At 44.3% G+C, this 14,123-nt stretch carries 12 protein-coding genes; 2 read left to right on the top strand and 10 right to left on the bottom strand.

Features of this window, described 5'->3' with window-relative positions; all coding sequences use genetic code 11:
• Window positions 1-7: 7 nt before the first annotated feature.
• The 10 genes from E4N65_RS01980 to E4N65_RS01935 all read right to left on the bottom strand — a co-directional run bounded on the left by E4N65_RS01980 (window position 8) and on the right by E4N65_RS01935 (window position 10,831).
• The gene (locus E4N65_RS01980; protein ID WP_044013762.1) at window positions 8-1,255 is read right to left on the bottom strand and encodes a CDP-glycerol glycerophosphotransferase family protein; all 1,248 of its coding nucleotides are present in this window, start codon (window positions 1,253-1,255) and stop codon (window positions 8-10) included.
• 261 nt (window positions 1,256-1,516) lie between these two features.
• The gene (locus E4N65_RS01975; protein WP_044013764.1) at window positions 1,517-2,011 is read right to left on the bottom strand and encodes an acyltransferase; all 495 of its coding nucleotides are present in this window, start codon (window positions 2,009-2,011) and stop codon (window positions 1,517-1,519) included.
• Window positions 2,011-3,249, bottom strand: a complete 1,239-nt coding sequence (locus E4N65_RS01970; protein WP_044013767.1) for an ATP-binding protein — start codon at window positions 3,247-3,249, stop codon at window positions 2,011-2,013. The genes E4N65_RS01975 and E4N65_RS01970 overlap by 1 nt, the downstream gene beginning before the upstream one ends.
• A 127-nt stretch (window positions 3,250-3,376) precedes the next feature.
• Window positions 3,377-4,495 carry a DegT/DnrJ/EryC1/StrS family aminotransferase gene (locus E4N65_RS01965; RefSeq protein WP_044013768.1) on the bottom strand — a complete coding sequence of 373 codons (1,119 nt, stop codon included), beginning with the start codon at window positions 4,493-4,495 and terminating at the stop codon, window positions 3,377-3,379.
• 33 nt (window positions 4,496-4,528) lie between these two features.
• Window positions 4,529-5,626 carry a Gfo/Idh/MocA family protein gene (locus E4N65_RS01960; RefSeq protein WP_044013771.1) on the bottom strand — a complete coding sequence of 366 codons (1,098 nt, stop codon included), beginning with the start codon at window positions 5,624-5,626 and terminating at the stop codon, window positions 4,529-4,531.
• Window positions 5,627-5,652: 26 nt separating this feature from the next.
• Window positions 5,653-6,081, bottom strand: coding sequence for a type VII toxin-antitoxin system MntA family adenylyltransferase antitoxin (locus tag E4N65_RS01955; protein WP_052185462.1), 429 nt, complete (start codon window positions 6,079-6,081; stop codon window positions 5,653-5,655).
• Window positions 6,082-6,105: 24 nt separating this feature from the next.
• The gene (locus E4N65_RS01950; protein ID WP_044013773.1) at window positions 6,106-6,498 is read right to left on the bottom strand and encodes a VanZ family protein; all 393 of its coding nucleotides are present in this window, start codon (window positions 6,496-6,498) and stop codon (window positions 6,106-6,108) included.
• 303 nt (window positions 6,499-6,801) lie between these two features.
• A complete protein-coding gene (locus E4N65_RS01945; protein ID WP_044013776.1) occupies window positions 6,802-7,188 on the bottom strand; it encodes a PUR family DNA/RNA-binding protein in 387 nt (128 codons plus the stop codon).
• A 176-nt stretch (window positions 7,189-7,364) separates the two neighbouring features.
• On the bottom strand, window positions 7,365-9,314 hold the full coding sequence (locus E4N65_RS01940; RefSeq protein ID WP_044013779.1) for a phosphoglucomutase: 1,950 nt from the start codon (window positions 9,312-9,314) through the stop codon (window positions 7,365-7,367).
• Between the two features lie 74 nt (window positions 9,315-9,388).
• Window positions 9,389-10,831, bottom strand: a complete 1,443-nt coding sequence (locus E4N65_RS01935; protein WP_253673818.1) for an aminopeptidase — start codon at window positions 10,829-10,831, stop codon at window positions 9,389-9,391.
• Window positions 10,832-11,037: 206 nt separating this feature from the next.
• Here E4N65_RS01935 and E4N65_RS01930 point away from each other — a divergent pair, with 206 nt between their 5' ends.
• Window positions 11,038-12,225, top strand: a complete 1,188-nt coding sequence (locus tag E4N65_RS01930) for a dicarboxylate/amino acid:cation symporter (RefSeq protein WP_253673816.1) — start codon at window positions 11,038-11,040, stop codon at window positions 12,223-12,225.
• Between the two features lie 29 nt (window positions 12,226-12,254).
• Window positions 12,255-14,015 (top strand): pyruvate kinase, encoded by a 1,761-nt coding sequence (pyk, locus tag E4N65_RS01925; protein ID WP_044013785.1) that lies wholly within the window; start codon window positions 12,255-12,257, stop codon window positions 14,013-14,015.
• The last annotated feature ends 108 nt before the right edge of the window (window positions 14,016-14,123 follow it).

Below are 14,123 nucleotides of genomic sequence, written 5' to 3'. Positions count from 1 at the left end.
ATATCAGTCATTCTGCTATTTTTTTGCAAATAAAATCGTACACTCTTTTACACGTTTTTCCGTCGGTATACTTAATAAAAAGATTTTTAACATCATTATAATGCTTGTCATTCTTATGCGTTTCTCCGCTTAATTCATCCTCAATAGCGGCATACAATTCTTCTTCGGTATAAGTAATTTTCCCTGCACAAAACAGCTCTGCCGGTTTATAAGACAATCCTCTATTTTTCTCATATTCTTCACGGTCGGAAAAATTAAAAATAACAGGCTTACCTGTAACCAAAAAATCAAAATAGGTAGATGTATAATCAGTTATCAACAAATCTGCGTGGGGTAAAATATCATATAAAGTATATTCAGAAGATGATTGATAAATAATAATATTGGGACAACTATCCACACCATTTAAAACATCATCCAACATACCAACATGAGATTTAACAAGCAAAACAGTCGAGTTATCATTCAATAAATTATTTAATTTAGTATAATTATCACAACCGATAATAGCCTGATGTTGCTTTGCCATTTTACCGTCTCTATGTGTAGGAGTATATAGAATAATATTTTTAATTTTCTCATCAACTCCTATCATTTTTTTTATTGTTGGTTTATCAAAACGTGGATTTACAATATTATCATGACGGATAAACCCTAATATTTTATAGTCAAAATATGGCACATTTGATGCACACATATCCATACGAGCTGCAAAATCGGAAGAAGCAACTACATATTTTTTTGTTTGTACTCTTGTTTTTTCATTATGCTTAGCAACATCAGATTTAAATGGCCCAGCATAATAATTCAAACATATATCAATTTGAAATTTCTTTTTTATTAAAAGAGGAGACATCACATCAGGAGTAATAATTATTCTACATTTAAAAAAAGCAAAATAATATTTTATATAGTTTAAAATACATCTATGCATTTTAGGTGAAATAACCGGCACCAATTCTATATATTTTAATTGTTTTTGAAGTTCACAACAATCTCTATAAGTAACATCATTCAATATACTAACATATATTTTTTTAAACGAGCTATCAACAGTATCATGATACTTCAAGAGATATTGCAAAAAAAATAAAACGTTATCACCTGTATAATTTTTTATACTAAACTTTTCACGCAATGAAGAATCTTCAGGAATTACAAATAAAAAACTATTCCAACATGGAAGCCATAACAAAATTATTTTACATACTAAGTAATACAATTGCTTTATGTAGTATTTTAATTTTAAAATCATAACCGCTCCTTTTAAGGGGGTAAATAACAGAACATTCATATAATATAATCTTTTATTGTTTCGCTTTGCAACATAAATCATTCTTTTGAACATCGGAAGTAGAAAAAGCTATAAATTTTTGCAGATAACATGGACTCCGTTTTTAAGGCGGAGAGCGACTATATCCTTATGCTTACCAAATTCGATTCTAATTGTTACTACATCCGTTTTATGTTCTTCAAACATCGTTCCCCATACATCAAACGCCCCCTTTCATCCCCCCTACGCCTTCTCTCCCGCCTCATTCACCTTGCCGTGCACCCGTGCAGGGTTGCCGTAAACGAGCGCATACGCCGGCACATCCTTTGTTACCACGCTCCCGGCGCCGATTAAAGCATATTCGCCGACGGTTACACCACATACGATTGTTGCATTTGCACCGATGGATGCACCTTTTTTAATCATCGTTTGTTTGTATTCATGTTTGCGTTCAATAAAGGCGCGAGGGTTTATCACGTTGGTAAATACGCAGGATGGTCCGCAAAACACATTATCTTCTATTATAACATCATCGTATAACGAAACATTGTTTTGAATTTTCACACCGTTGCCGATAACCGCCTTACCGCCGATGTTGACGTTCTGCCCTATAGAGCATTTTTTACCAACTTTAGCACCGCTCATAATATGGGTAAAATGCCAAACCTTTGTTCCTTCGCCTATTTCAGCACCTTCATCCACGTAACTTGATTCGTGTACAAAATAATTTTTTTCCATTAATATTCCTTGCTCAATAAAAAGTCGGCGATGTAAAAATGCTTCACGCCCTCTACATTTTCCTGCCAAAATTCATCCATTGTTACAACAAATTTAGGATATTGATCGCGGATTTCCAAAAGTGGGGAAAACTCACGACTAACGGTCTCTTGACTTTCCAATTTATAGGCAACTTGAATATAAATCTTAGCTCCGTGTTTTTCTGCAATAAAATCAATCTCTTTTGCACCGAACTTACCGATGTACACATTATATCGCCTACGTTTTAATTCCAAAAAAACAATATTTTCCAATATGCCGGAAATTTTCTGATCGGTATATCCTAAAGCGGCATATAAAAGCGAGACATCGCTTAAATAAAACTTTTCTTGTGTTTTAAGCAGCTCCTTCCCTTTTATATCATAACGATGCGTACGATACAAAACAAACGCCGCTTCAAGTGCATTCAAATAATTGTATATTGTATTTACATCCAATTTACGTTTTTGATTTTTAAAATAGTCGGCAACATTTTTGCCGGAAAAGCTATTACCGATATTGTCAAAAGTATATTTTACTACCCGTTCAAGAAGTTCAATATCACGAATATTAAAGCGTTGAATAGTATCGCGGAGCAGTACCGAAGCGTAAATGTCTGCTACAATTTTATAAGCCTCCTGTTCTCCGTAATCCGCTGTATGGATAACAGGGAAGCCGCCTTTCCGCAAGTACGCGGTAAAAGATTCCCGCTGAGTCATATCCCGCTGTGGAAAATACCGATTTTGAAACTGCAAATATTCTGCAAATGACAGTGTATATATCGGAATTTCAATATAGCGACCGGCAAGATAGGTCGCCAATTCCGAGGATAAAAGCCGCGCATTGGAACCGGTAATATAAATATCCGCATTAAAGTCAACAAGGCAAGAATTGATACACTTTTCCCAATCCGCAACTTCTTGAATTTCATCAAACAGCAAATAGACACGTTGTTTCGGTTGAACTCGTTCGGCAATATATCGATATAAATTCTCGGCGGTTTTAAGCGCGAAAAAGGCAAAACTTTCAAAATTGATAAAAATAATACATGTCTCTTCGACGCCTTGCGCAATAAGCTCATCACGCAACAAAGATAAAATGCTTGACTTCCCGCATCGGCGAACCCCCGATAATACCTTTATAAAAGGTTTACCAATAAAAGGGAACACCTCTTGCAGATAATCAAATCTTCTAACCGTATTTTTTATACTTACACTCATAAATAAACCTAATATCAGGATTATTTTATGGGAATAGCCATAAAAAGTCAACAAATATATAAAGTTTTTATAGATACATCTTTAAAACTTCATCATGCAGTATCGAATCTTCTTTTAAAGAACCGTTCTACCGTTTATAAAATTCCTTTATTGCATCACAGGTGTATGTAATTTCGTCTTGAGTCAGTTCAGGATACATCGGCAAAGCGAGAACGGAAGCGCAGAGTTTTTCTGCAACAGGGAAATCGCCTTTTTTGTAACCGAGGTACTTAAAGCACTCCTGTTCATGCAAGCATTTAGGATAATACACCGTCGTACCTATTCCCTTTTCGGTAAGATATGCCTGCAGCTCGTCTCGTTTTTCGGCAAGGATATTAAACACGTAGTATACTTCTTTCCCTTTCGTTTTTACGACAGGAAGTTTTACCTGTCCTATATCTTTTAACAAAGCCCGATACTGAGCGGCGTGTTCAGCCCGTTTTGCAATCGCATTATCAATATGCTTTAGCTTAACGTTCAAAACGGCAGCCTGCAAGCTGTCAAGCCGGGAGTTATAGCCGATGTAATCATGATGATATTTTTTTGTTGCCCCATGAACACGCAAGCTCTTAGCTTTTAGGTAATATTCTTCGGTGTTCGTAACGATCATACCGCCATCGCCGTAACCACCGAGCGTTTTAGTCGGGAAAAATGAATAAATTCCCATATCGCCGATAGTCCCGGACTGATGCAACGCGCCGTTATACATATCCTGCATACCGAACGCTTCCGCAGCATCCTCCAAAACGCGAAGATTATGTTTTTTTGCAAGCGCCATACAGGCGGTCATATCCGCCGTTTGCAAGAACAAATGTACCGGCAATATTCCAACCGTTTTGTTTGTTATACGATTCTCGGCATCTTTCATATCCATACAGAAGGTATCTTCGTCAATATCGCAAAAAACAGGTTTACCGCCTAAGCGGGCAATGCAGGAAGTTGATGCAAAAAACGTAAAAGCGGGCGTTACCACCTCTGCTCCGTCTTTAAAGCCGAGAATATCGGAGGCAATCACCAGTGCATCGCTGCCGTTCGCTACACCAACTGCGTATTTTGCGCTGGTGTATTGCTTTATTCCTGCCTCTAAATCTGCCACAGCTTTTCCCAATATAAAGTCGCCCGTTTCAAGCACGGATGACAAAGCCGTATCGAATTCGTTTTTCCAATTTTTATATTCGCGTGTTGCCGTATAAAAAGGTACTTTCATTATCGTTCTCCTCTTAGCTTTTATCTTCTTGTCCTATTTAAAAATACCCTTCATTTCCATTGTTGAAAAATCACACGGCAACGTTACCGGCAGTCCGGTTTTTTGGGATTTATAAATAGCCAAAATAATCTCTAACGCTTTTTTCCCTTTTTCACCCGAAACAAGCGGCTCCCGATTATGCTCGATCGCATCGACGACATTTTTAAACAAAGCCGTATGTCCAAAGCCGTATACCGTCGGCGGGTCTTTTTCATTAGGATTCAATACTTTTTCTTCCGTATCGCCGACTTGGTCGGCATCCGCAAAACGCCAAGTTTCCATCTTATTAACAGCAAGCCCGCCGATAACAACCGAACCGTCCGTACCGAATAAACTTAGCGTCTCGTTCAGATTTTTCGGATACACATCGGCAGTTCCTTCTATTATACCGACAGCTCTGGAGGCAAATTCTACGATAGCACAGCCGAAGTCTTCGGCATCGATCGGGCGAATAAATCGCCGGGTCTGAGCCTGCACGCGGACGGCGTCTTCGCCCATCATCCACTGCAAAAGGTCAATCCCGTGCGTACACTGATTCATCAAGGTACCGCCGTCTTGTTCCCATGTACCTCGCCACTTTGCCTGATCGTAGTAGCTCTTATTCCGATTCCACCGCACCTGAATCATACCGTGCAGCATCTTACCGAAACGCCCTTTTTGATACGCTTCGCGTGCCCGTACCACCGGTGCATTAAAGCGGTTTTGAAAGCAGACTGCCAATGTTTTACCGTACTGCTTTGCAGTGTCGATCATAGCTTGTGCATCGGCGGTGGAAAGCGCCATCGGTTTTTCGCAGATGACATGGGCACCATGCTGCAAACAATACACGGCAATATCTTTATGCTTGCCGGACTCGGTTGCAATCGTTACTATATCGGGCTTACAAACCGAAAGCATTTCTTTATAGTCGGCAAAAACTTGCACTGAAGCATTCGGTACTGTTTTACCGTATTCGGCTTTCTTTTCTTCCGCACGTTCCAATAAAGGATCGCACACAGCCACTAAATCAACCTTATCCTGCATCGCAGCGAAGGCCTCAATATGCTTAAAACTTATTCGACCGCAGCCGATTAACCCAATCTTATATTTCATTTTACACACCTCTCATTTATCAATACTCATTGTACATTACCGACAAGATTTCGTTTAAAAGCATGCTCAAGAATATACGTTTGCCCGCGCTTATAGATGGGATAATAATCTTCATACCAATAAAGAGCAGTCATAGTATGCCTATGCAGCAAAGTGCTTGCTTCACCTTGCTTCTTTTTTACACATACCCCTTCGGTAAACACCTTATAATGCAGCAATCCCGCTATCTTCCGTATATCGACCAGATCAACCTCTCGCTGCAAAAGCAAGGAAAGCTCCAACTGTAACGATAACCGATCATCGAGATGCAAAGCTCCAGGCATCGCAACAGCAATATCTACATCACTTTTATCAGTTTCAGTTCCGCGAGCGCATGAACCGTACAGCATTGCAAGGATAATTTCGGGCTTAGCGTCAAAAAAGGCAGTAAGCTTTTCTATAATTGCGGTATTCATTCACGCTCTTTTTTTTCCTAAAAATCAAGTCTTTGCGCAGAATTTTACTATCCCCAGACGTACAAATACCGCTAAAACCGCACCGGTACAGTCGGCAAACCAGTCGTAAAGAGAAGCATCACGCCCGGGAACAAAGATTTGGTGTATTTCGTCGGAAATACCATAGCAAGCAACAATACAGCAGACAATCGTACAGTATTTGAGCGGTTTCCCAAGCCACTTATCGGTAGAAAACCAATAAGAAAGCGTAAAAGCGAAGCTCTCGAAAGCACATGCATGTAAGAACTTATCCAATCCGGGAAAAGAAACAGTCTCCGGAATAGGCAGCTTTGACTGCGCAGAAAGGAGAAAGATAACAACAGCGATACAAATCGACATACAGCGCATACCGCAAGCAATACATTTCTTCAGTATCATTATTACAACCTCTGAAAGACAATGAGAGCACACCTCACCCGTTAACACAACAGCCATGTCTTTTCAACAGGTAGTATGCCGCACTATATTAAATGACCGCCGCTGCTTTCTGTGCCGCCGAAACAGGCTCCATTCCGCATAAGGCTGATAAGCAAACGATAAAAATATACACCAAGTCTAGGCTAAATGCAAGCTATAGTTTTTAGGGCTTCCCTACCCTTTTCTGTTAAACATACCGCTTGTGAAATAACAGGAAAGAACACCGAAAGATTTTTGCTAAAAACTGAGATTTTTAGAACTTTCCTATTCTGCATCGTCTTTCTTGACAATGCGCACCTTTCGCGCGGATTTCGGTTTTGTGTTTGGGCTGCGTTTATTGATGATTTTCTTTTTTTCTATGTCAGCAGTCTCTGCGGAAATAGTCCGCTGTTTTTTCTCCCGTTTTGCTTTGAGCTGTTCTTTCCGCTTCTTTTCGATAAATTCAAGGCTTTCGTTAAGCCCCTGCAAAAAGGTTTGCATTTCATCCTGAAATACGACAATTGCATGACGGTCAAAACCGGCGCCGTCGGTGTTTTTGCTTTCAACAATCTGCAAGAAAACATCGCCCAGCCGATTTTCTTTCACATTAAAAAAATATGTCCGGTTCTCTACCGGAATTTGAGTGGTAAATAATTCTCCTCGAATTCCCATTCTGTTATCCTTCCCATAAATTCGACAGCCGAACAAAATATCAATTTTGGAGGCAGACGAATTCGTGCGCGAAAAGCGCACATGTTTAATAAGCGACGTTTGCGTAAGCAAACTCGCAGTGTTTTTCAGCGGTACCTATCTGTACCGCTGAAAATAAACCTTCCCTTAACCTTCCCTTAATTTTTTGCCGATACCGCCGCATCGGCTTTGCGTACCATATCGCCCTGCCACTGAACCAGATATTCTTCCACTGCCTGATCATAGCCTTTGATGTCCGCCATAATGCGGAATACCGGTTCGGTACCGGAACCGCGCATCCAGATAAAGGCAATCGGCGTATGGCTTGCATTATAGAACTGCACCTTGAGGCCGCCCTTTGCGGAAACCCCAAAATCCCTGAGGTTTTCTGTACAAACCGTCCCATTATACGCAAATACTTTACAGGCTGCTATACCGAACCGGTCTTTCAGCAGCTGTTTTTTATCCGCCCATTCCTGCATAAAAATCTTCTGATACGCCGATTTCAGTGCGGTATGGTCGGTTGTGTGAATATGCATCAGCGCCCGGGCTTCCTGCGTCGGGGTAGTCCAATAGCAGGGGAGTGTTGCAATAATATCCGCAAAGGTAAAGTCTTTCCGGTATTTTGCCGTTTGCCCCGACCGCTCGCACCAGATACGGAACGGGCAGGAGCGGTCAGGCATATCCTTTATGAGCAGGAGCTTGCTGATTGCAAAGAGCGTATTCAGCGGATCACGCACGGCGGCAGGGTACGTAATATTCCCCCCGTTGGAACCTTCGCCGAGTATCCGCACTTTATAACCGTACCGGCGCGCATCTTCCGCTCGATTTACTACATTGGCTTCGCCTACCTCCGCATAAAACACTTCCGCATCCAAGGCTTTTGCGATTTCGTTAATGCGGAGCGATGTCGGCCCGTTGACGGTAACCGCGAGCGGCGCGCTGATGTTACCGCTGTAGTGCAGATAACTCAGTTCCGCGATAACCGAAAGCGCGAAGACTTCCTGCGCTTCAAGAATCAGCGCTTTTTGCTGTCCCTCATCCCAGTAGATGATATTTCCGCGGTCTCCGTCGCAGTCGGGCATATAGCCGAACAATGTGTTCTCTGCCTGTGCGGGATTGCTCCGGTGCAATTCTTCGATCTTGGCTGCACAGGTTGCAAGGTTTCCCCCTTCGGGAATAATACCGTGGACGATATTTCCGGCCTGTTCCGCAATGCCGACAAGCTGCATACCGAGCTTTTCAAAGAAAGCTCGGTCTACCGAAGCGGCGCGGGCACTGCCGTTAAAATCTGCAACCAGCGTAAAGGGCTTCCCTGCTGCTGCAAGCTCGGTGCATTGAGCGCGGATGCCGTCAAAGAACCGCGCTTGTTCCGCGCTGTCTTTTGAATCGGCAATCACTTCCTGTAAGAAGTTTTGATAGGCGGTAAGCGCCGCTTGTTTGTGCGCCGCTTCTGCCTCAAATACTGCCTGCACCGGTGCCGGGGCGGCCTGTTTGCGCAGGGCAGCTGCGGTATCTTGGCGGACCGCGGCGCATTTTTGTGTGAATAAAGCTATCAGCCGCGCGGATTGAGTTCCGTCCAGTACGCCCCCGGTATCCAACCCGAACTTAAAGCCGTTATGCCCGATAGGGTTATGGCTTGCGGAAATATACATAAAAGCCGCCCCCGCGGAACGTGCATACGCCATAATCTCCGGCGCCGCGGCTATCCCAACCGATTGTACCGCTAAAGCCGCCGAACCTGTTACTGCGGAACTATTCCCAGCGGCTGTTACCACGGACACATCTGAACTTGTTATCGCGGAGGCGACTGTAGTAGCTGTTGCCGCGGAAGCCGCTGCAAACGCAGTTACCGCCTCTTTTAAAAGCGCTGCTCCGGTGGGGCGGCTGTCGCGGGCGATAATTACCGTGCGGATTGCCGGAAACTCCGCTTGTAAGAATTCCGCAAATGATTGAGCGGCAAAGAAAACAATATCGCGGTCGGCGGCGGAAATTTCCGGCGCTCCGTCGTTTTCGCTTCCGGATTGAGCAAACACTTTGCGCCAGCCCGACGCCGATAGAATCATCTTTTCAAATGCATGCTGTAATTCAGGGTATGCTGTATTCATTGATATTCTCTCGTATCGAAATCGATTAACCGGGAACCTCTAAAAACTACAGCTTTTAGAGGTTCCGCTTAGCTTTAATGTGCTTTTAAAAACGCCTTGTAGGCACGGTACGCCATTAAAAGGTCGACTTTGCTGATCAATTCGATGGGAGCATGCATCGACAATACCGGCACTCCGCAGTCTACGACTTCCGTTCCGTATTTAGCGAGGATGTAGGCAATCGTGCCTCCCCCGCCGGCGTCGGTCATACCGAGTTCCGCCGTTTGCCAGACAACATTGTTGGTATCGAATAAATGCCTGATCTTTTGGAGATATTCGGCATTTGCATCATTTGAGCCGCCCTTGCCGCCGGAGCCGGTGTATTTGTTGATGCAGATACCGTTGCCGATAAACGCTGAATTGAGCTTTTCAAATACGGACGTAAACGCGGGGTCATAACCGGCGGATACATCGGCAGACAGCATACAGGAATTGGCAAATGCGCGGCGCACACCTAAATCGCAGGGAGCTTTTTGCAGGGCGGCAATCTCTGCGACCATGTTTTCAAAGTAGAGCGCTGTCATGCCGGTATTACCGACCGAGCCGATCTCTTCTTTATCGGCAAAGAGGGCGACGGCAGTCTTTGCAGGAGTGCCCGAAACTTCGAGCATCGCTTTCAGTGTGGTATATGCGCATACGCGGTCATCATGGCCGTGCCCTGCAATCATCGAGTTATCAAGCCCGACATTCCGCGCCTTTCCTGCAGGGACAATTTCAAGCTCCGCAACGCGGAAATCTTCTTCCGTGATACCGTATTTTTGATTCAAGATTTTTAAGATATTTTCCTTAACCGGAGATGCCTTATCTCCTTTTTTATCCTCTTTAGATTTGTCTTTTTTCTTATCATCCGATTCATCCGGCGTTGCCGGTTTCATATTACCGACCAGCACGTTAAGCTGTTCGGCGGTAATACCTTCCGCTAAGGTTTCCTGCAGCTGCTTTTTTGAAAGGTGGATGAGCAGGTCATTGATAAAGAGCACCGGATCGTTTTCATCTTCACCGATGCATATTTCAACCTTCTTGCCTTCTTTTGTAAAAATGACCCCGTGAATAGCGAGCGGAATTGCAGTCCACTGATACTTTTTGATGCCGCCGTAATAGTGGGTCTTTAAAAACACGAGATTGGAATCTTCATAGAGCGGCATCTGTTTGACGTCAAGGCGCGGGCTGTCGATATGAGCACCGACAATATTCATCCCCTGCATGATATCCTCGCCGAGTACCATCATCACAACGGACTTATCCTTATTGTTGAGATATACCTTTGTACCCGCCGGCGCTTTTCCGCTCTTTATGACCTCTTCAAGCGGTTTAAAACCGGCTTCCTTTGCCTGCCGTATGATATGAGCGGCGCATTCGCGTTCGGTCTTTCCGGTGTTTAAAAACGAAATGTAGTGTTGAGAAAGTGTTTGCATTTCGGCAAGTTCACTTTCGGTGAGATTCTCCCATGCTGTTTTGGCTTTATACGTGAGTTCCATAGTGTACCTTCTTATTGAATTTTCATCGGATGGGGCAGTATATACTATTGAAGAAGATTGTAAAAGAGGCGCACTCGGTTTCGGAATATTAAAACAAACTGGACAACCGCCGGAAAGTCAGTTACACTATAAAAAGATAGATGGGCATCTCTAAAAAACCGGTCAGCTTTTGGAGATGCCCGGATACTTTCTAAAAGGAGTTAATTGTGAGTACAAAAAAATTAGGTCTATTGCCGCGTCTTATTATTGCAATCGTTGCCGGTATTTTAATCGGTAACTTGACGCGCTCCATCCATTTGCCGTTGCCTGTTCAGATTTTAGCAACCTTTAACGGAGTATTCGGCAACTTTCTCAGCTTTATCATCCCGCTGATCATCCTTGGATTTGTTATTCCGGGTATTGCAGATCTTGGAGCTGATGCAGGAAAGCTGCTCGCCATCACCGCGGGTATTGCGTACGGTTCAACGCTGCTTGCCGGTACCTTAGCCTTTGTAACCGACTCGGTGTTCTTCCCGTTCTTTTTAAGTTCTCATGCGGATATTTTCTCCCATGCGAATCCCGAAGACGCGCTGTTGCCCGGTTTATTCGGTATCGATATGCCGCCGCTGATGGGTGTTATGACCGCTTTAATTTTGAGCTTTGTACTCGGTATCGGTATTGCGGTAACCCGCTCGGAAACCTTAAAAAATGCAACTCGCGAATTCCAGAATATCGTTACGAAAGTAATCGAAGTTATCATCATCCCCCTGTTGCCGATCCATATTTTAGGTGTATTTACCAACATGACCCATGCCGGACAGGTAGGACTGATTCTCAGAATATTCGTTAAAGTATTTGCAATCGTTATTGCACTGCACGTCATCATGATACTTATTCAGTACATCATTGCCTGTGCCATTGCAAAACGGAATCCCTTTACGTCGATTAAGACAATGCTGCCGGCGTATGTTACCGCATTGGGGACTCAGTCATCCGCAGCAACCATACCGGTAACGCTTGCTTCCGCAAAGAAAATCGGTATTCAGGAAAAAATTGCAGACTTTGTTATCCCGCTTTGTGCAACCATCCACCTTGCCGGAAGCACCATCACCCTTACCAGTTGTTCGATGGCTATTCTCATCCTCCACGGACAAACGGCAAACGCCGGCGTTATGCTTCCGTTTATCGCGATCTTGGGTGTCGCAATGGTTGCCGCGCCCGGTATCCCCGGCGGTGCAGTTATGGCAGCGCTTGGCTTTGTCCAGTCCATTCTCGGCTTTAACGACACAATGAGTTCATTGATTATTGCGCTCTATATTGCACAGGACAGCTTCGGAACTGCATGTAACGTAACCGGAGACGGCGCAATTGCCATTCTAGTGGATGCCATCTCGAAGGATAAGAAGAAAGCGTAAAGACATACTTTTATTCGATAGGAGAAAAGATGAAAAAGACAAAGATTGTCTGTACTATCGGTCCCGCTTCCGACTCGGAAGAAATACTGCGCGAATTATTTAAGGCAGGGCTCAACGTATGCCGCCTTAATTTTTCGCACGGTACGCATGAAGAGCACCAGATCCGTATCGACCGTATCAAGAAGATTCGGCAGGAACTCAACTTGCCGATTGCGATTATGCTGGACACCAAGGGGCCGGAAATACGGCTGAAAAACTTCGGCGTTAATTCCGTACAGCTGAGCAAGGGACAGCAATTTACGCTTACCGTACGCGATGTTGTCGGCGATGAAAAAATATGCAGCGTAACCTATAAGAACCTTGCGCAGGAAGTACAGCCTAATAATCGCATCCTTATAGATGACGGCTTAATCGAACTGAAGGTCGAGCGGATCGATAACGGCACCGATATTATCTGTACCGTCATGAGCGACGGCCCCGTATCGAATCATAAGGGCATCAATATTCCCGGAGCAAAAATCAACCTCCCCTTCCTGAGCGAACAGGATATTTCCGACTTAAAGTTCGGCGCTCAAAATGAGGTTGATTTTGTAGCAGCCTCGTTTACCCGCGGTCCTGCGGATATCTTAAGCATCCGCAAGGTCTTGGAGGAAGCGAATGGGAACAATATCCATATTATTGCGAAAATCGAAAACCAAGAAGGCGTCGACTCCATCGACAAAATTATTGAAGTTTCCGACGGCATCATGGTTGCTCGCGGCGATTTAGGTATCGAAATTCCGCCGGAAGAAATTCCGCTTGTGCAAAAGATGATTATCCGTAAAACGTTGCGGGCAAGTAAACCGGCAATTACGGCAACCCAAATGCTTGAGTCGATGACGCATAATCCTCGCCCGACGCGGGCGGAGGTTACCGATGTTGCAAACGCCATCTTTGACGGAACGAGCGCCATTATGCTTTCAGGAGAAACGGCTGCGGGAAAATATCCGGTAGAAACCGTTAAGATGATGCACCGCATTGCCGTTACAACCGAAAACTCGTTGAACTACGACAAGATTATGGGGGCGGTTGCACGGGAGCATTCTTTGACCATTACGAATGCCATCGCACACGCAACCTGTTCTATGGCGTTGGAAATGAATGCGCAGGTTATCGTTACCGCGACCTCTTCGGGAGAAACGCCGCGGGCGCTTTCAAAATACAAGCCCAAGGCGCCGATTGTTGCGGTAACCCCCTTTGAAGCAACTGCACGCCGGTTATCGCTTAACTGGGGCGTGTACCCGATTGTAACATCCTATTTTAAATCGACGGACGAGATGTTCGAACAGTGCATTAACGTCGCAAAAGAGCATGGGTTTGTACAAGAGGGCGAACTTGCCGTACTGACCGCCGGAGTTCCGATCGGACTGGTCGGTTCGACAAACTTGTTGAAGGTTGAAACCGTCGGAAAGATACTGCTGAAGGGTAAGGGCACCGGCGTTGAATCGGTTGTAACCGGCCGAGTAAAGGTTATCCGCACCGAGCAAGACTTGCTGACCGACTTTGCGGACGGAGACATTATCGTAACCCAAGCAACCAACGATTTAATGAATTCCTTTATCGAGCGGGCAGGCGCCGTCATTACCGAAAACGGAAATTTAAGCGGACACGCTGCCTTGATGGGAATGAACCTGTCGAAACCTACAATCGTCGGAGCCGCCGAAGCAACGGCCGTATTAAAAACAGGCGATATTATCACGCTGAACGGAAAAACCGGCGTCGTGATAAAAGGAACCGCCGCTATTTATTAAATCATCTCCGATGCAACATGACCAATGGGGATGTTTCAAAAGTTTGTTACTTTTTCAACATTTCCAGTGGTCTGTTCATTCAGCGCTGCCAAATTTCCGGTACAATTT

The sequence above is a fragment of the Treponema sp. OMZ 855 genome, assembly GCF_024181145.1.
In the GTDB taxonomy this organism is placed as follows: Bacteria; Spirochaetota; Spirochaetia; order Treponematales; family Treponemataceae; genus Treponema.
Note: the sequence above shows the minus strand (reverse complement) of the source record. Positions and strands in the feature narration are given on the sequence as shown.

Excerpts from the sequence above, each read along its gene's own strand:
- E4N65_RS01940 (WP_044013779.1), bottom strand. The coding sequence starts at position 9,314 with ATGAATACAGCATACCCTGAATTACAGCATGCATTTGAAAAGATGATT.
- E4N65_RS01935 (WP_253673818.1), bottom strand. The coding sequence starts at position 10,831 with ATGGAACTCACGTATAAAGCCAAAACAGCATGGGAGAATCTCACCGAA.
- E4N65_RS01965 (WP_044013768.1), bottom strand. The coding sequence starts at position 4,495 with ATGAAAGTACCTTTTTATACGGCAACACGCGAATATAAAAATTGGAAA.
- E4N65_RS01960 (WP_044013771.1), bottom strand. The coding sequence starts at position 5,626 with ATGAAATATAAGATTGGGTTAATCGGCTGCGGTCGAATAAGTTTTAAG.
- E4N65_RS01950 (WP_044013773.1), bottom strand. The coding sequence starts at position 6,498 with ATGATACTGAAGAAATGTATTGCTTGCGGTATGCGCTGTATGTCGATT.
- pyk (WP_044013785.1), top strand. The coding sequence starts at position 12,255 with ATGAAAAAGACAAAGATTGTCTGTACTATCGGTCCCGCTTCCGACTCG.
- E4N65_RS01975 (WP_044013764.1), bottom strand. The coding sequence starts at position 2,011 with ATGGAAAAAAATTATTTTGTACACGAATCAAGTTACGTGGATGAAGGT.
- E4N65_RS01945 (WP_044013776.1), bottom strand. The coding sequence starts at position 7,188 with ATGGGAATTCGAGGAGAATTATTTACCACTCAAATTCCGGTAGAGAAC.
- E4N65_RS01980 (WP_044013762.1), bottom strand. The coding sequence starts at position 1,255 with ATGATTTTAAAATTAAAATACTACATAAAGCAATTGTATTACTTAGTA.
- E4N65_RS01970 (WP_044013767.1), bottom strand. The coding sequence starts at position 3,249 with ATGAGTGTAAGTATAAAAAATACGGTTAGAAGATTTGATTATCTGCAA.
- E4N65_RS01955 (WP_052185462.1), bottom strand. The coding sequence starts at position 6,081 with ATGAATACCGCAATTATAGAAAAGCTTACTGCCTTTTTTGACGCTAAG.